13 protein-coding genes are annotated in these 16,943 nt (G+C 62.3%); 1 reads left to right on the forward strand and 12 read right to left on the reverse strand.

Annotated features, from left to right (window positions below):
- Positions 1 to 24: 24 nt before the first annotated feature.
- Positions 25 to 5,196: a DUF6543 domain-containing protein gene (locus tag MHH62_RS27435; RefSeq protein ID WP_339232181.1), complete on the forward strand. Its 5,172-nt coding sequence runs from the start codon at positions 25 to 27 to the stop codon at positions 5,194 to 5,196.
- On the opposite strand, the gene ureC is transcribed toward MHH62_RS27435, so the two are convergent.
- From ureC to MHH62_RS27495, 12 genes are all read right to left on the reverse strand, one after another.
- The gene (gene ureC, locus MHH62_RS27440; RefSeq protein WP_020301612.1) at positions 5,193 to 6,893 is read right to left on the reverse strand and encodes an urease subunit alpha; all 1,701 of its coding nucleotides are present in this window, start codon (positions 6,891 to 6,893) and stop codon (positions 5,193 to 5,195) included. The two genes, MHH62_RS27435 and ureC, sit on opposite strands and share 4 nt — an antisense overlap.
- Positions 6,894 to 7,004: 111 nt before the next feature.
- Complete coding sequence (locus MHH62_RS27445; protein WP_003188134.1) at positions 7,005 to 7,310, reverse strand: urease subunit beta; 306 nt, start codon at positions 7,308 to 7,310, stop codon at positions 7,005 to 7,007.
- Positions 7,307 to 7,840 carry a GNAT family N-acetyltransferase gene (locus MHH62_RS27450; protein ID WP_020301611.1) on the reverse strand — a complete coding sequence of 178 codons (534 nt, stop codon included), beginning with the start codon at positions 7,838 to 7,840 and terminating at the stop codon, positions 7,307 to 7,309. The genes MHH62_RS27445 and MHH62_RS27450 overlap by 4 nt, the downstream gene beginning before the upstream one ends.
- Before the next feature lie 5 nt (positions 7,841 to 7,845).
- Complete coding sequence (locus MHH62_RS27455) at positions 7,846 to 8,358, reverse strand: GNAT family N-acetyltransferase (protein WP_198833758.1); 513 nt, start codon at positions 8,356 to 8,358, stop codon at positions 7,846 to 7,848.
- A gap of 9 nt (positions 8,359 to 8,367) precedes the next feature.
- Positions 8,368 to 8,670, reverse strand: coding sequence for an urease subunit gamma (gene ureA / locus MHH62_RS27460; RefSeq protein WP_003171437.1), 303 nt, complete (start codon positions 8,668 to 8,670; stop codon positions 8,368 to 8,370).
- A 92-nt stretch (positions 8,671 to 8,762) separates the two neighbouring features.
- Positions 8,763 to 9,602, reverse strand: a complete 840-nt coding sequence (locus tag MHH62_RS27465) for an urease accessory protein UreD (protein WP_014716708.1) — start codon at positions 9,600 to 9,602, stop codon at positions 8,763 to 8,765.
- A 30-nt stretch (positions 9,603 to 9,632) separates the two neighbouring features.
- A complete protein-coding gene (gene urtE, locus MHH62_RS27470; protein ID WP_034134779.1) occupies positions 9,633 to 10,331 on the reverse strand; it encodes an urea ABC transporter ATP-binding subunit UrtE in 699 nt (232 codons plus the stop codon).
- Positions 10,332 to 10,471: 140 nt separating this feature from the next.
- On the reverse strand, positions 10,472 to 11,305 hold the full coding sequence (gene urtD / locus MHH62_RS27475; RefSeq protein WP_014716710.1) for an urea ABC transporter ATP-binding protein UrtD: 834 nt from the start codon (positions 11,303 to 11,305) through the stop codon (positions 10,472 to 10,474).
- Complete coding sequence (urtC, locus tag MHH62_RS27480; protein WP_020301610.1) at positions 11,302 to 12,369, reverse strand: urea ABC transporter permease subunit UrtC; 1,068 nt, start codon at positions 12,367 to 12,369, stop codon at positions 11,302 to 11,304. The genes urtD and urtC overlap by 4 nt, the downstream gene beginning before the upstream one ends.
- A complete protein-coding gene (gene urtB, locus MHH62_RS27485) occupies positions 12,369 to 13,871 on the reverse strand; it encodes an urea ABC transporter permease subunit UrtB (protein ID WP_020301609.1) in 1,503 nt (500 codons plus the stop codon). The genes urtC and urtB overlap by 1 nt, the downstream gene beginning before the upstream one ends.
- A gap of 164 nt (positions 13,872 to 14,035) precedes the next feature.
- Positions 14,036 to 15,301, reverse strand: a complete 1,266-nt coding sequence (gene urtA, locus MHH62_RS27490) for an urea ABC transporter substrate-binding protein (protein WP_003188149.1) — start codon at positions 15,299 to 15,301, stop codon at positions 14,036 to 14,038.
- Between the two features lie 194 nt (positions 15,302 to 15,495).
- Positions 15,496 to 16,857 carry a PepSY domain-containing protein gene (locus MHH62_RS27495; protein WP_014716714.1) on the reverse strand — a complete coding sequence of 454 codons (1,362 nt, stop codon included), beginning with the start codon at positions 16,855 to 16,857 and terminating at the stop codon, positions 15,496 to 15,498.
- Between the last annotated feature and the right edge of the window lie 86 nt (positions 16,858 to 16,943).

Consider the following 16,943-nt stretch of genomic DNA (forward strand, 5'->3'; position numbering starts at 1 on the left):
CTTCCAAGAAAAGGTTGTCATCCCATGCCGGACTTTCAGGTCATCGACCCCGCCACCCCGCCTCCTGGTGAGCAGGGCCAGCATTACGAACTGATCAAGCAGGCGATCCCCACTTGCCTGGTCAACAGTTCGCCCTCCCGTCGCAAGGCCCTCAAGGACACGCCGCCGGCTATTCCCCGCTGGTATGACGCCGCTTCCCAGGCACGCAAAGATCAGCTCAAAGTGTTGCTGGACGCCCGTTGCGAGTCGCTCAACGAACTGGAGAAAACCTTCAGTCCCATACGCTCGGAGCAAGCGTTTGCCCAACCCTTGCTGGAAGCCGAGCTAAAGGCTATCGGCCACGAGCTGGACGTCAATCAAACCTGGTTGCGCCTGTATGTACCGGTCGAAGATGCCTTTGGCGTGAAGACCGGTGGCTTCAGGGTCAAAACGTTCTCCCTGCTGCACGCTGCCCTCGGCAACTTTGAGCAACGGGAGACTCGAGAGGGCTATTTCAACAGCGCCTCAGGTTTCATTACCCAACCGGACGTGCGCGATCATTTCGAGCGCCACACCACGACCCTGAAGATTCATGCGTTCACCCAGCTGTGCCGAGACCTGGACCTGGGCAAGCAGTACCAGGCTCACCTGCGGGCGCAATTGAAACCTGACGACGCCAAATCCCAAGCCGAACTGCGCGAACGTTATGTCCGGCATCAGAAAGCCGCCTTCAAGGCGGCGGCGTACCTGGCATTGCTCAAAGGCGACATTGGCGACAGCGACCACGCGCTGCTGATGCGGGTGGCGGCCGGGGAAAAAAACATCCGCAGCGACGATAAGCCCATCGGGTATCGCAGCCTGAGCCTGATGAACCTGCATGTGCGCGATTGCCTGGTCATCGACACTTGCGCCAAGCCTGGCTACACCTGCTGGGTCATCGTCTATATTCCCGATGACCCCGACCATCCCATCAAGCGTTATGAAAGCTTCAATGACTTTCGCAATGATTTGACCGAGCGCCTGAGCGCGAAAACCACCCAGCAAGCTGACCGCTCCCAAGGCTGGAAGGCTACGCCGAACCAGCATTTTTTTGCCCGGTTCGTTGCCGACAAAGACCGCGCCTACTACTACAAACGACTGACCGAACTGGTGCTGGACGCACCTCCCCAGCCGTTTGGTGCACAGGCCTTGCGATCGGAGTGGGGGCGCTTGCTGACTTCTCCGTCCTTTGCCACGCCTTCGACACTGGGCGAACCCCAGCCCTACGTGCGCGTACATGCCGCTGCCCCTGAATTCAACATTCGCGCCCACACCCTGACGGACCTATGGCAAGTTGCAGACCTGTGGACCTATCGCCTGGGCAGCCTGCGTACGCGGCTGTTCGAGAACGCCCGGCATCGTGCGGTGAGCACCTCCGATGTCGATGAGGCCTCGCGTTCACTGCGCGCTGCGCATTACCTGAGTATCGGCCTGTTCGGCCTGAACCTGGTGGCCATGGCGGTGCCGCCGCTGGGTGTGGTGATGGCTGTGGCGATGGCCGGGCAACTACTTTACGAAGTCATCGACGGTGTTATCGAGCTGAGCGAAGGCGACCGCGAAGCGGGCTGGGCGCACATCACCGACGTGGTGGAAAACCTGGCGGCGCTGGCGGTACAGGCAGCCGTGGTGCACTTCACCGTGTCGCCGTTTATCGAGCAGCTCAAGGCCGTTACCCTGCCCAGTGGCAAGACTCGGCTCTGGAAACCCGACTTGTCGGCCTATGAGCACACCGCGTCCCTCCCTTCAGTGGCGGCGGATGAGCAAGGCCTGCACCGGCACAACGGCCAGACCGTGCTGCCGTTGGAGGGCAAACGCTATGCCGTGCAACAAGACCCGCTGACCGAGCAATTCCGCATCCTCCATCCCACACGTGCCGAGGCCTATCAACCGATATTGAAGAGCAACAGCGCTGGCCTCTGGAACCATGAAGTGGAACGCCCGCACACCTGGGAAGGCGCCACGTTGATGCGGCGATTGGGCCCGGTGACGGAGGGCTTCAGCGATGCCGAGTTGGAGCAGGCGCGCAGCGTGGCGGCTGTGAGTGAGGACGTGCTGCGCCGCGTGCATGTGGAAGGCGAGGCGGTACCGGCGATCCTGCTCGACACCCTGCGCCAGTTCAGGGCGTATCGCGATGCGGTGAACGTCGCCGAGGGCATTCGCCAGGGCTCGCTCAGCAGCGCACTGTGCAGCTATGCCGCATCCCTGGCGGTGGAGTTGCCGGGATGGCCAGCGAGCAAGGCGATCGAGGCATTTGCCGGCACCGAGTTGAGCGGACCGTCGATCAAATACGGTAATCAGCAGGCCGCGGGGGCGGACACCGTGCAGGTCCACCGCGCCGATTTGATGAGCGGCCAGTTGCCCATACGCATTATCGAAGCGCTCAGCGAACCTCAGCGCGATGCTCTGGTGGGCAGTTACACCGCCCGCACACCCGAGGCGAGAACCGAGGCCCTGAGATTGAAACTCGAACAAAGGGCCATCGAGGTGCGCGAGCGGTTGATGAAGAGTATCTACGTCGAGCAGCAGCCACCCTCCGACACCGCGATTATGCTGATCCAGCGCGACTTCAGTGGCGTGCCGACGATTTTGGCGCGCGAAGTGCTGGTGGACGCGACGCCGAGCGAGCGCGACACGATGAACCGCGCCAAGCGCATTCCCCTGCGCCTCGCTGAAAAGGCGCGCCGGGCGCAGCAGCAAATGCGCCTGACCCTCGCGTATGAAGGCTTGTACCTCGACGCGTTGGCCGGCCCAGACACCGAAACCCTGGCCCTCCACACACTGCCGGCACTGCCCGGCTGGTCGGACAATTTGCGCCTGGAAGTTCGCGAAGGCCGGTTTGAAGGCCCATTGCGCGCCAGCTTCGGCCCCCTGGAGGCGAGTAGTCGCAAGGTGTTGGCACGCATGGAGGATGGGCGTTACCAAGCCTTCGATGAGCGCGGCCAGCACCTGCATGGGCTCAATGGTTTCTATGGTGCTTTGCAGCATGCGTTGACCGATGCCCATCGCAACGCGATTGGCGTGCCCCACGTCGGCCAGGGTGAGCAATTGAAGGGGTTGATCAAGCAGCATGCAATAGGCCGAGTACCGTTGCGCAAAGCCTTGGGCATGTCGCCGGAAAAACTGCCTTTTTTTCGACCGCCCAGCGTGTTGCCGGGTGAGCGTCGCGGCTATCCATTGAGCGGGCGGGGTGGCACTGAGTGGGAAAAAATCACGCGCGAGCGGGTCCGCAGCCTGTACCCGCAAATCACCCGGGACGAAATGCTCGCCCTGATCAACGAGCGCGGCGCGCTGGACCTGAGCTGGCTGCGTGCGTTGGAGCAAGAGTACAAGACCCTGCAGGCCACCTTGCACAACTGGTTGAGCACACCGCCCCAGGGCATGGAGGCGTTCGGTGACCAGCAACGCCAGGTGCTGAGGGCCAGGCGCAAGATTTATACGGCGCTGGATGACGCCTGGAGAAAGGTCGGCCCACGGCACTACGATCGAAATGGGCGCCTTTTGGGGCAGAAAATCGAATGGTTGGAAGACGACCTGGCACAGCAGCTCAGAACCTTGCCCGCACTGACTGCAAACTTCGACCATGTCAGCTACTTGGGCATTGTGGGAACCGAAGGCTCGCAGCTGACGGATGCGGATGTGCAGCCACTGCTCGCCAACTTTCGCGGTCTGCGTCGATTAGGGATCGAGGCTGCTCAACTGACAAGCGTGCCGTCAGCCATCGAACAGATGCCGCATTTGCAGCGGTTGCATTTGGGCGGCAACGATATTGTCCTGACGCCTGAAGACGTCCTGCGCTTGAAAGATCGGGTGCGTCTCAAGGAGTTGTTTTTGGACATGAACCCACTCGGCTTGCCACCCGATGTTGGGCGCATGCCGCGCTTACAGACCTTGCTGCTCAATGACACAAGCCTGGAGGAGTGGCCTGCCAGTGTGTTCCGTGTGCCCAGGCCGGAAAATTTCATTCTGGATATGCGGCAGAACCCGATAGCGCGGATTCCCGAGTTCGCGCCGGGCTCGGATAAGGCACTGATTGTGGCGAAAACCTTCCTCACCCGTGAAGAGCTGACGCCTGAACTGCTTGCTCAATTCAAGCGGTACATCGAGGCCGCTGGCCGGGATCCGGATCGCCAATTGCCGAAAAGGGGCGCGCTCGACAGCGAGCAGTGGAAAACCGGTTATTCGGCGCAGGAATGGCCCTCCAGGCAAGTGTTATGGGACATGCTTGAAGGCTCGTTTGGCTCTGAGGGCTTTTTCAATCTTCTTCGTGCCGTCAGGCACTCCGGGGACTCGACAGGCAGGGGCGGCGTATGGTTGCCGGAATTGACCGCCAAAGTCTGGCGCATGCTTGAGGCGATGGGCGAAGACGCCGAATTACGCGAGCACTTGTTCCTGATGGCCCGGGACCCAGCGGCCTGCGTGGACGCCGGGGCGCAGTTGTTCAATTCGATGGGCGTTGCCGTGCTGCATTGGTCAGCCTACTTCAGCGAGGATGTCGACGCCGTGCGCAGGGCCGTGTTCAACCTAGCCAGGAGGAAATGGCGCCTTGATGAGCTGGGGCGTATTGCCCATGCTCGCGTCGCCGAGTTGCAGGAGCAGGGCGCCAGGTTTCCCGAGTATGATGCCCAGGGCCTGCGCATTGAGCATTACGATGGCGCCGGTAATGTGATCGCCGATATCGACGAAGTCGAAATCTATCTGGCGTATACGGTGCCGCTGGCCACCCGGCTGGACTTGCCCTGGCAATCCAGAAGCATGATGTTTCGCGAGGACTATGTCACGGCGCCGATGGTGGAGGCGGCATTCCAGCGCGTACAGCTGCAGGATCAGGGCGCGCAGTTGCGTGACAATCTGCTGGAGCAGCCGATGTGGACTGACTTCCTGCAGCGTGCGCATCAAACTGATTACGCGCTGATTGCCGAAAAATTCGACGCCCTGATCGACTATGAGGCCGCGCAGGCACAATGGGCCGCCGCTGCCCACCTCCCCGAGAGAGCGAGGCAGGCCCTGCGTCAAACCATCAGCCAGACAGCCCGGCGCCTGGGCCGATCGGCTTCGGAAAGTGAACCGGGGCAACTGATGCCCCAGCAAGACTACGATGACACCTTTGGCCGCATCAATGCCGAGCTGATCACCTTGAACCAGACACTGACCGATCAAGCGATCAGCGCCATTCTCTAGAACAGGAAGTACCGCTGGGCCATCGGCAACACCTCGGCCGGTTCGCACCACAGCAACTGACCGTCAGCCTTGACCTGATAGGTTTGCGGGTCAACCTCGATATCCGGCAGGTAATCGTTGTGGATCAGGTCGGTTTTCTGCACATCGCGGCAACCCTTGACCACCGCGATCTGCTTCTTCAGGCCCAGGGCCTCGGGCAGTCCGGCCGCCTGCGCGGCCTGGCTGATAAACGTCAGGCTGGTGGCGTGCAGGGAGCTGCCGAAGCTGGCGAACATGGGGCGGTAATGCACCGGCTGCGGCGTCGGGATCGAGGCGTTGGCGTCGCCCATCAGGCTCGAAGCAATGGCGCCGCCCTTGAGGATCAGCGTGGGCTTGATGCCGAAAAAAGCCGGGCGCCACAGCACCAGGTCGGCCCATTTGCCGACTTCGATGGAGCCGACGATATGGCTGATGCCGTGGGTGATCGCCGGGTTGATGGTGTATTTGGCGATGTAGCGCTTGGCGCGGAAATTGTCGTTGCCGGGGCCGTCGCCGGGCAGCGGGCCACGCTGTTTTTTCATCTTGTCGGCGGTCTGCCAGGTGCGTGTGATCACCTCGCCGACGCGGCCCATAGCCTGGCTGTCGGAACTGATCATCGAGAACGCGCCGAGGTCGTGCAGGATGTCTTCGGCGGCGATGGTTTCGCGGCGGATGCGGCTTTCGGCGAAGGCCACGTCTTCGGCAATGCTCGGGTCCAGATGGTGACACACCATCAACATGTCCAGGTGTTCGTCGATGGTATTACGCGTGAACGGCCGCGTCGGGTTGGTGGAGCTGGGCAGCACATTGGGGAAACCGCAGGCCTTGATGATGTCCGGTGCATGGCCGCCACCGGCACCTTCGGTGTGGTAGGTGTGGATGGTGCGGCCCTTGAGCGCGGCGAGGGTGGTTTCGACAAAGCCCGACTCATTGAGGGTGTCACTGTGGATCGCCACCTGCACGTCGTAGGCATCGGCGACGCTCAGGCAGTTGTCGATGCTCGCCGGCGTGGTGCCCCAGTCTTCGTGCAGCTTCAAGCCGATCGCACCGGCCTTGACCTGCTCGATCAGCGGCTCGGGCAAACTGGCGTTGCCCTTGCCGGTAAAGCCAATGTTCATCGGGAACGAATCGCTGGCCTGCAGCATCCGCGCAAGGTGCCACGGGCCGGAGGTGCAGGTGGTGGCGTTGGTGCCGGTGGCCGGCCCCGTGCCGCCGCCGATCATGGTGGTGACGCCGCTGGTCAGGGCCTCTTCGATCTGCTGCGGGCAGATGAAGTGCACATGGGAGTCGATGCCGCCCGCCGTGAGGATCATGCCTTCCCCGGCGATCACTTCGGTGCTGGCGCCGATGGCCATGGTCACACCGGGCTGGATGTCCGGGTTGCCAGCCTTGCCGATAGCGTGGATGCGGCCGTTCTTGAGGCCCACGTCAGCCTTGACGATGCCCCAGTGGTCGATGATCAGCGCGTTGGTGATCAGCGTGTCGACCACTTCATGGGCGAGCAACTGGCTCTGGCCCTGGCCGTCACGGATCACCTTGCCGCCGCCGAATTTGACCTCTTCGCCGTAGACGGTGAAGTCCTGTTCCACTTCGACGAAGAGTTCGGTGTCGGCCAGGCGCACCTTGTCACCGACGGTGGGGCCGTACATGTCGGCGTAGGCTTGGCGGGTGATTTTCATGTGTGTGCCCTGAAGAATAGGTGTTGAATGTGAAATCGCTATCGCAGGCAAGCCAGCTCCCACAGGGGGTTGCATTTCAACTGTGGGAGCTGGCTTGCCTGCGATGAGGCCCTAAAGGTCGCCCATGACTCGCCCTGCAAACCCAAATACCCGCCGCCCACCACCCAAATCCACCAACTCCACCTCCCGACGCTGCCCCGGCTCAAACCGCACCGCCGTGCCCGCCGGAATATTCAGGCGCATGCCACGGCTGGCCGCTCGGTCGAATTCCAGCGCGTCATTGGTCTCGAAAAAGTGGTAATGCGAGCCCACCTGGATCGGCCGGTCGCCGCTGTTGGCCACGCCGAGGGTGAGGGTGCGGCGGCCGACATTCAGTTCGATCTCGCCAGGCTGGATCTGATATTCACCAGGAATCATGCAGGTTGCCCCAGGGTCTTGAAGTAGATGGCGGTCGGGCTGTAGCGCCCGTCCGGGCTTTGGCAATAGTCGGGCAGCTCACCGATTTTGGTGTAGCGCAGCGACTGGTAAAAGGCTTCGGCGCCGGAGCCGGCCTCGGTGTCCAGGTACAGCAGGCCACGCTTGTGCTGGCGCGCGGCGAGTTCCAGGGTATTCATCAATTGCTGGCCCAGGCCATGGCGACGGGCGCTGCTGTGCACCAGCAACTTTTGCACCTCGGCGCGGTTCAGACCGTTGGCTTTCTGGCACAACGCCAATTGCACGCTGGCGATCACCTGCTCGTCGCGCACCACCACCCACAGCAGCAGGCTGGTGTCCTCGACACCGGCTTGCACGCCGCTCAGGTAGTCCCGGGCCTGGGCCTCATCGAAGTCGGCCATGAAGCCCACCGACGCGCCGTGCTGCACCGCGTCCAGCAACAGCTCGATCAAGCCCCGGCGGTAGTGGGCAAAACTTTCCGCATTGACTCGACGCAGTTGTGCAGCGCTCATCGATGTCACTCCTTGGGCGGTTGTGCGCCCGGGTTCAAGGTCAGTTGCATAAAGGTCAGGTCCAGCCAGCGGCCGAACTTGATGCCCACTTGCGGCATTTGCCCGGTAGTCACGAAGCCCAGGCGCTCATGCAGGCGGATCGAGGCCAGGTTGCCGCTTTCGATGGCGGCGACCATGACGTGCTTGCCGCAGCTGCGGGCGCGCTCGATCAGGGCCTGCATCAGGTGTGGGCCGAGGCCTTTGCCACGCTGGTCATTGCGCACGTATACCGAGTGTTCGACGCTGTAGCGGAAGCCTTCGAAAGGGCGCCAGTCGCCGAATGAGGCGTAGCCGGTGACTTCGTCGTTGTCCACCGCCACCAGGATCGGGGATTGCTGCGCCTGGCGCGCACTGAACCAGGCCTGGCGGTTGGCCAGGTCCACCGGTTGCTCGTTCCAGATCGCCGTGGTGTTCAACACCGCGTCGTTGTAAATGGCGCGGATTGCCGGCAGGTCGTGTTCGGTTGCATCACGAATCATGGCTGCGCCTCAGGCAATGGGCTGGTGGACGGTGACCAGCTTGGTGCCGTCGGGGAACGTGGCTTCCACCTGGATATCCGGGATCATTTCCGGGATGCCTTCCATAACCTGTTCGCGGCTGAGCAGGGTGGTGCCGTAGTGCATCAGGTCGGCCACCGTGCGGCCATCGCGGGCGCCCTCCATCAGGGCGGCGGAGATATAGGCGATGGTCTCCGGGTAGTTGAGCTTCACTCCGCGTGCCAGGCGCCGTTCGGCGACCAGGCCTGCGGTGAAGATCAGCAGTTTGTCTTTTTCCCGTGGGGTCAGGTCCATGGTTCAGGGTCCTTCATAAAATTCATTCTTAAATACATAGAAGATCCCATGTGAAGCTGATTTATGTGGGAGCTGGCTCCACAATTTGATCTTCATGTGCTCCAGATTCTTGGTGATATCGCTTCCCTGCCGAGTACGGCCGGTCGCAAAAGCCGCCATAAATCAATCAACCACCCCCGCGCCAGCAGCGCTTCACTGGCCAGGCACCGCGCCACCAGCAAGCCGGGCAGTTGGGTCAGGTCACCGCGCACCGCGTGGGGCAGTGAGCGGCATTGTTCCAATAATTCAGGTTCGATCTCACCGGTCACCAACAATGTGGCAAACACCGGCTGCCCATCCAGCCCGATAGGCGAATCCAGCAACCCATCGGCGCCCACAATGCGCTGGCGCTCATGCCAGAGCAACTGGCCGTCGCGGCGAATGTCCAGGTGCGATTGAAAATGGCCCAGGTCGAACCGTTCGCCACTGGCCGGGCGCCCCAGGGCGACCACATCCCAATAGAACAACCGTGCATCGCCCAACAGCTCGATTCGCGTGGTGAGTTCGGCCTGGGCCGCGCTGAACACGATGGTTTCCTGAGGCAGCCATTCCAGGGTCGCGCCGGCTTCCACAGTCAGTTCAAGTTGCTGATACGCCGGGCCGCTGGCGCGGTACCACTTGGCGGCGCCGGGGCTGGTCAGTTGTGCCCAGGCACCCGTGCCCACATGGGCGCTGATGTCCAGGCGATCGCCACCGGCAATCCCGCCGGGTGGGTGCACGATGATGTGCTGGCACACCTCGGGGCCTTCGGCGTACAGGTGTTTTTGCACGCGCAGCGGGCCAAGGTGGCGGCGCAATACCGGGCGTGTGGTGTCTTTGACACGCGCGTAGCCGAGTTCCAGCTCGGCGTGCCAGCTGGGCGTGAACAGGGCAGGGGTAATGGGCAGGTTCATGGCGTGTGCTTATCGTTAGGAGGCTACAGATTAGATGGTTACCAGCCCACGCACACCCTCGCTTTCCATATTTTCACCACGGCCCTGCTGCACGATTTCGCCACGGGACATCACCAGGTACTGGTCAGCCAGTTCAGCGGCAAAGTCATAGAACTGCTCCACCAACAGGATCGCCATGTCGCCGCGCTCCGCGAGCTTCTTGATCACCGCGCCGATCTCCTTGATGACCGACGGCTGGATGCCTTCGGTGGGCTCATCGAGAATCAACAGGCGCGGGCGGCTCGCCAGGGCGCGGCCAATCGCCAACTGTTGTTGTTGGCCCCCGGATAAATCGCCGCCGCGGCGGTGCTTCATTTGCAGCAATACCGGGAACAGTTCGTAGATGAAGGCTGGCACCTCTTTGGCTTCGGCGCCGGGGAAGCGCGACAGCCCCATCAGCAGGTTTTCCTCCACGGTCAGCCGCGCAAAAATCTCGCGGCCCTGGGGCACGTAGGCGATGCCGGCATGTACGCGCTGGTGCGGCTTGAAGCCGGTGATGGCCTTGCCTTCCCAGTTCACCGCGCCTTCCTTGGCTGGCAGCAGACCCATCAGGCACTTGAGCAGGGTGGTCTTGCCCACGCCGTTACGCCCGAGCAGGCAGGTGACTTCGCCGACCTTCACGTCGAAGGACAGCCCGCGCAGAATATGGCTACCGCCGTAATACTGGTGCAGCTTGTCGACTTGCAGCATTCTCAAAACCTCCTCAATCCCCCTGCGGGAACCGGATCAACTGTGGGAGCTGGCTTGCCTGCGATGCAGGCGACCCGGTGTGTCAGGTAAACCGCTATCGCAGGCAAGCCAGCTCCCACATACAGCCGTTCGTGTCAGCGTTAGCGGCCGAGGTAAACCTCGATCACCCGCTCGTTTTCCTGCACCTGTTCCAGCGACCCTTCGGCCAGCACGCTGCCCTGGTGCAACACAGTCACATGGTCGGCAATCGAGCCGACAAACCCCATGTCGTGTTCCACCACCATCAACGAGTGCTTGCCGGCCAGGCGCTTGAACAGTTCGGCGGTGAACTCGGTCTCGGCGTCGGTCATGCCCGCCACTGGTTCATCGAGCAGCAACAGTTGCGGGTCTTGCATCAGCAACATGCCGATTTCCAGGAACTGCTTCTGGCCGTGGGACAGCAAACCGGCTGGGCGATGCACCGAGGCGGTGAGGCGGATGGTGTCGAGCACTTCCTCGATGCGGTCTTTTTGCTCGCCGTTGAGGCGCGCACGCAGGCTGGCCCACACCGACTTGTCGGTCTTCTGCGCCAGCTCCAGGTTTTCGAACACGCTGAGGGCTTCGAACACCGTGGGCTTCTGGAATTTGCGCCCGATGCCGGCCTGGGCGATCTGCACTTCGCTCATGCGCGTCAGGTCCAGGGTTTCGCCAAACCAGGCCTTGCCGTGGCTGGGCCGGGTCTTGCCGGTGATCACGTCCATCAGCGTGGTCTTGCCCGCGCCGTTGGGGCCGATGATGCAGCGCAATTCGCCAACGCCGATGTACAGGTTCAGGTCGTTGAGGGCCTTGAAACCGTCAAAGCTGACGCTGATATCTTCCAGGGTCAGAATGGTACCGTGGCGGGTGTTGAGCCCTTTGCCCGCGACCTGGCCGATGCCAATCGCATCGCGGCCGCTGCCTGCGTCGAAAATAGGTTCAAGCATGACGTTCCTCATTTCTTCAGCAGGCCGATAACGCCCTTGGGCAGGTACAGGGTGACGATAATGAACAGCGCCCCCAGGAAGAACAGCCAGTACTCGGGGAAGGCCACGGTGAACCAACTCTTCATGCCATTGACCACACCGGCGCCGAGCAGCGGCCCGATCAGCGTGCCACGCCCGCCCAGCGCTACCCACACGGCGGCTTCGATGGAGTTGGTTGGTGACATTTCGCTGGGGTTGATGATGCCCACTTGCGGCACATACAGCGCACCGGCAAGGCCGCACAACACTGCGCTCAACACCCACACGAACAGCTTGAAACCGCGTGGGTCGTAACCGCAGAACATCAGGCGATTCTCGGCATCGCGCAGGGCGGTGAGCACGCGCCCGAACTTGCTCTTCGCCAGGCGCCAGCCGATGTAGAGGCTGGCCACCAGCAACAACACCGTGGCGAAAAACAACACCGCCCGCGTGCCCGGTTCAGTGATGCCAAAACCTAAGATGCTGCGGAAGTTGGTAAAGCCGTTGTTGCCGCCGAACCCGGTCTCGTTGCGAAAGAACAACAGCATCCCCGCGAACGTCAGGGCCTGGGTCATGATCGAGAAATACACGCCCTTGATTCGCGAGCGGAAGGCGAAGAAACCGAACACCAACGCCAGCACCCCGGGGGCCAGTACCACCAGGCACAACGCCCACAGGAAGTGGTCGGTGCCGGCCCAGTACCAGGGCAATTCGGTCCAGGACAAAAAGGTCATGAACGCCGGCAACTCATCCCCGGACGCCTGGCGCATCAAGTACATGCCCATGGCGTAGCCGCCCAAGGCGAAGAACAAACCGTGGCCCAGGGACAACATCCCGGCGTAACCCCACACCAGGTCCAGCGCCAGGGCGACGATGGCGTAACAGAGAATCTTGCCCACCAGGGTCAAGGTGTAGGCCGACACATGCAGCGGGTTGTCGGCAGACAAGAGCGAGCACAGGGGCAACGCCAGCAGCAGGAGCAGGATGACTGCACCGACTGCAATCGTGACCTTGGGGCCGGCCTTTTGCGTGGCCGTAAGCATCAATGGCTGGTTCATCAGTCGATCACCCGTCCTTTCAGTGCGAAGAGTCCTTGCGGGCGTTTCTGGATAAACAGAATGATCAGCGCGAGGATCAGGATCTTGCCGAGCACGGCGCCGATCTGGGGTTCGAGGATCTTGTTGGCGATCCCCAGGCCAAAGGCGGCCATGACACTGCCGGCCAACTGGCCGACGCCGCCGAGCACCACCACCAGGAACGAGTCGATGATGTAGCTCTGGCCCAGGTCCGGGCCGACGTTGCCGATCTGGCTCAGCGCCACGCCGCCCAAACCTGCGATACCGGAGCCGAGGCCAAAGGCGAGCATGTCCACGCGCCCGGTGGGCACGCCGCAGCAGGCGGCCATGTTGCGGTTCTGGGTGACGGCGCGCACGTTCAGACCCAGGCGCGTCTTGTTCAGCAGCAGCCAGGTGAGCACCACCACGAACAGCGCGAAGGCAATGATGACGATGCGGTTGTACGGCAGCACCAGGTTGGGCAGTACCTGGATGCCGCCAGACAGCCAGGCCGGGTTCGACACTTCGACGTTCTGCGCGCCGAACACCAGGCGCACCAGCTGGATCAGCATCAGGCTGATGCCCCAGGTGGCGAGCAGGGTTTCCAGGGGGCGGCCATACAAGTGACGGATGACTGTGCGTTCCAGCGCCATGCCGATGGCCGCGGTGACAAAAAACGCCACCGGCAACGCGATCAACGGGTAGAACTCGATGGCCTGGGGCACATAGCGCTGCATCATCAACTGCACCACATAGGTGGAGTAGGCGCCGAGCATCAGCATCTCGCCGTGAGCCATGTTGATCACGCCGAGCAGGCCGAAGGTGATCGCCAGGCCCAGGGCCGCCAACAGCAGGATCGAGCCCAGGGACATGCCGCTGAACGCCTGGCCGAGGATTTCACCCATCATCAGTTTGCGTTTGACCTGGGCCAGGCTGGTTTCAGCGGCGGTGTGCACGGCGGCGTCGGCTTCCACGCCTGGCGCCAGCAGCGCTTCAAGGCGCGTGCGGGCCAGCGGGTCGCCGGTGCTGCCGAGCAAGCGCACGGCTGCCAGGCGCACCACCGGGTCGGGGTCGACCAATTGCAGGTTGGCCAGGGCCAGGCTCAGGGCGCTGTGCACCTGCTCATCCGTTTCGGCGGCGACCTGCTGGTCGAGGAATTTAAGTTGTGCAGGCACCGCGCTTTTTTGCAGGGTGCGCGCTGCGTCCAGGCGTACCTTGGGGTCGGCGGCGAGCAGTTGCTGGCTGGCTTGCACGTTATTGATCAAGCCGCGCAGGCGGTTGTTCAGGCGCACGGTCTTGGTTTCGCCGTTGAGCATGAGTTGACCTTGCTCAAGGGCGTCCACCAACTCGATACGCGTTGGGTCGGGGTGGGCGGCCCAGTCCTGCAGGAGTTTGGCTTGCTGCACCGGGTTGGCGGCAAGGAAGTCTTCGGCGTCGCTGGCGTGTGCGCCAAAGGGCAGCAACAGCAGCACGGCGAGGATGAGGCGGTGGAGGGCAGTGGGCATAGCAAAATGTCCTGATCATGCGGGGACAGTGTGGGAGCAGGCTGTGTGGGGGCTGGCTTGCCTGCGATGGCATCGCTGCGGTGTGTCAGGCACACCGAGTTGTTTGCATCGCAGGCAAGCCAGCGCCCACAGTGACCATGTTCCACATTCGAGCTGTGGGGGCGTTAGTTGCTCTTCACGGCATAGTCCGGCTTTTTGTCATTGCCCGGGATGTAGGGGCTCCACGGCTGTGCACGAATCGGCGCTTCGGTCTGCCACACCACCGAGAACTGCCCGTCGGCCTGGATCTCACCGATCATCACCGGCTTGTGCAGGTGGTGGTTGGTCTTGTCCATGGTCAGGGTGAAGCCCGACGGCGCGGCGAAGGTCTGGCCGCCCAGGGCTTCACGCACTTTGTCGACGTCGGTGGACTTGGCTTTTTCCGCCGCCTGCGCCCACATATGGATGCCCACATAGGTGGCTTCCATCGGGTCGTTGGTCACGGCTTTGTCGGCGCCCGGCAGGTTGTGTTTCTTGGCGTAGGCTTTCCAGTCGGCCACGAACTTCTGGTTCACCGGGTTTTCCACCGACTGGAAGTAGTTCCAGGCCGCGAGGTTGCCCACCAACGGCTTGGTGTCGATGCCACGCAGTTCTTCTTCACCCACCGAGAACGCCACCACCGGTACCTCGGTGGCTTTCAAGCCTTGGTTGGCCAGTTCTTTGTAGAACGGCACGTTGGAGTCGCCATTGACGGTGGAGACCACAGCCGTCTTGCCACCGGCGGAGAACTTCTTGATGTTGGCGACGATGGTCTGGTAATCGGCGTGGCCGAACGGGGTGTAGACCTCTTCGATGTCTTTATCCGCCACGCCTTTGGAATGCAGGAACGAGCGCAGGATCTTGTTGGTGGTGCGCGGGTACACATAGTCGGTGCCGAGCAGGAAGAAACGCTTGGCGCTGCCGCCTTCTTCGCTCATCAGGTATTCCACCGCCGGGATCGCCTGCTGGTTCGGCGCCGCACCGGTATAGAACACGTTGGGCGACATCTCTTCACCTTCGTACTGCACCGGGTAGAACAGCAAACCGTTGAGTTCTTCAAACACCGGCAACACCGATTTACGCGACACTGAGGTCCAGCAGCCGAACACCACGGCGACCTTGTCCTGGGTCAGCAGTTGGCGGCCTTTCTCGGCGAACAGCGGCCAGTTGGACGCTGGGTCTACCACCACCGGTTCGAGCATCTTGCCGTTCACCCCGCCTTTGGCGTTGATCTCGTCGATGGTCATCAGCGCCATGTCTTTGAGCGAGGTTTCGGAGATCGCCATGGTCCCGGACAACGAGTGCAGGATGCCGACCTTGATGGTCTCGGCGGCCTGGACGGTCCAGGTCAAACCCATGGCGGCAATGGATGCCGACAAAGTGAAAGCCTTGATCAAGCTGCGACGCTTCATGGTGCGATCTCCGTGTACCGATAATTGTTGTGGGGCAGATACACAGGGCTTTGCAAGGGCTGTGCCTGCTACGCCAGACACGGGTTTACCGGCGGGTTCGGGAGGTAAAGCCGCTCCGTGGCGCACCAGGTTGGCGCCACGGAGGCCGTTGGGTGCACGGCAGGCTTCAAAAGAGGGCGTTGGGCGACAATGCTTCAGGCGTTTGCGCTAATGCGTGACAGCAGCAAGCGATCCAGCGCCCACACCAGGACCAACGAAGCCCCTACCAACGGGAAAATGATCGCCAGCCCGAGCATGATCGCCATCGCGGTTTTCCACTTGGGCAGGTCGTGGCGCAGCGGCGGTACACCCAGTCCACCCTGGGGCCGGCGCTTCCACCAGATCACCACGCCGCTGACCGCACTGAGCAGAATCATCAGGCAGATCACCAGCACGATCAGTTGGTTGACCCAGCCGAACATCTTGCCTTCGTGCAGCATCACGCCGGTCTCGGTGGCGCGTGCGACCAGGTTGTAATGATCCCAGCGTACATCGGCCAGGACCTTGCCGGTGTACTGGTCCACGTGCAGGGTGGCGTCGTTGCGCGGGTCGTCGGCGAACACCGCGACGGTGAATACACCGGAGGCGGTGGTGGGGAAGGTAATGCTGTAGCCGGGCTCGACCTTGCGTGTGTTGGCCAGGTCGACCACCTGTTGCAGGCGCACCGTGGGTGCGGCCGGGCCTGCGTGCATTGCGCCGTGATTCATATGCTCGGCGTGGTCGCCGGACATTGGCATCGGCGTGTTTTCCAGGGCCCAGGGCACGGTTTGCTGGGTGGCCGTGTTGAGCACACGGGCCTGCTGGTCGGACTGCGGCACGCTGTTCCACATCGCGGCTGGGAAGGTGTTCCACAGGTCGGCGTATTGCTTGCCCCAGAAGCCGGTCCAGGTCATGCCGCTGAGCAACATCACCAGCAGGAACGCTGCGCCCCAGAAGCCGGCGACAGCGTGCAGGTCACGCCAGAACAAGCGGCCACGGCTGCCGATGCGCGGCCATAACACGCCGGCCGAGGACTTGCCCCGCGGCCACCACAGGTACAGGCCGGACACCACCAGCATCACGCCCCAGCCAGCGGCCAATTCGATCAGGCGATCGCCCACGGTGCCGATCATCAGTTCGCCGTGCAGGGCGCGGACGATGGCTTGCAGGTTGTTGTTTGCGTCTTGCTCACCGAGGACGGTGCCGCGATAGGGGTCGATGAACACCGTCACCTCGTGGGCATCGTTGCGCATCACGAACTGCGCGCTGCGAGTGGCGCCGGCAGGGGGCAGGTATTTGCTGATCGCGGCGTGGGGGTAGGCGGCCTGGGCGCGCTGCAGTTGCTCGTCGGCGCTCAGCGCATGTTCGGCGGCGGGCACGGTGAGCAGGTGGCCGTACATCAGCGGGTCGAGCTGGGGTTTGAACAGGTAGATGATGCCGGTGAGGGCCAGCAGCACCATGAAGGGGGCGACGAAGAGGCCGGCGTAGAAGTGCCAGCGCCAGGCCAGGTTGTAGAAGGAAATTTTTTGTGTGGTCATCGGCTGCTCCGCATAAGGCTTTTGATTTTTCTTGGTCTGTTACACCGTCATCGCAGGCAAGCCAGCTCCCACAGGGGACTGTATTG

It is taken from the genome of Pseudomonas sp. FSL L8-0168 (assembly GCF_037976155.1).
GTDB classification, from domain to species: domain Bacteria; phylum Pseudomonadota; class Gammaproteobacteria; order Pseudomonadales; family Pseudomonadaceae; genus Aquipseudomonas; species Aquipseudomonas paracarnis.

Coding starts and splice junctions, on each gene's coding strand:
- MHH62_RS27435 (WP_339232181.1), top strand. CDS start 25: ATGCCGGACTTTCAGGTCATCGACCCCGCCACCCCGCCTCCTGGTGAG.
- ureC (WP_020301612.1), bottom strand. CDS start 6,893: ATGAAAATCACCCGCCAAGCCTACGCCGACATGTACGGCCCCACCGTC.
- MHH62_RS27445 (WP_003188134.1), bottom strand. CDS start 7,310: ATGATTCCTGGTGAATATCAGATCCAGCCTGGCGAGATCGAACTGAAT.
- MHH62_RS27450 (WP_020301611.1), bottom strand. CDS start 7,840: ATGAGCGCTGCACAACTGCGTCGAGTCAATGCGGAAAGTTTTGCCCAC.
- MHH62_RS27455 (WP_198833758.1), bottom strand. CDS start 8,358: ATGATTCGTGATGCAACCGAACACGACCTGCCGGCAATCCGCGCCATT.
- ureA (WP_003171437.1), bottom strand. CDS start 8,670: ATGGACCTGACCCCACGGGAAAAAGACAAACTGCTGATCTTCACCGCA.
- MHH62_RS27465 (WP_014716708.1), bottom strand. CDS start 9,602: ATGAACCTGCCCATTACCCCTGCCCTGTTCACGCCCAGCTGGCACGCC.
- urtE (WP_034134779.1), bottom strand. CDS start 10,331: ATGCTGCAAGTCGACAAGCTGCACCAGTATTACGGCGGTAGCCATATT.
- urtD (WP_014716710.1), bottom strand. CDS start 11,305: ATGAGGAACGTCATGCTTGAACCTATTTTCGACGCAGGCAGCGGCCGC.
- urtC (WP_020301610.1), bottom strand. CDS start 12,369: ATGAACCAGCCATTGATGCTTACGGCCACGCAAAAGGCCGGCCCCAAG.
- urtB (WP_020301609.1), bottom strand. CDS start 13,871: ATGCCCACTGCCCTCCACCGCCTCATCCTCGCCGTGCTGCTGTTGCTG.
- urtA (WP_003188149.1), bottom strand. CDS start 15,301: ATGAAGCGTCGCAGCTTGATCAAGGCTTTCACTTTGTCGGCATCCATT.
- MHH62_RS27495 (WP_014716714.1), bottom strand. CDS start 16,857: ATGACCACACAAAAAATTTCCTTCTACAACCTGGCCTGGCGCTGGCAC.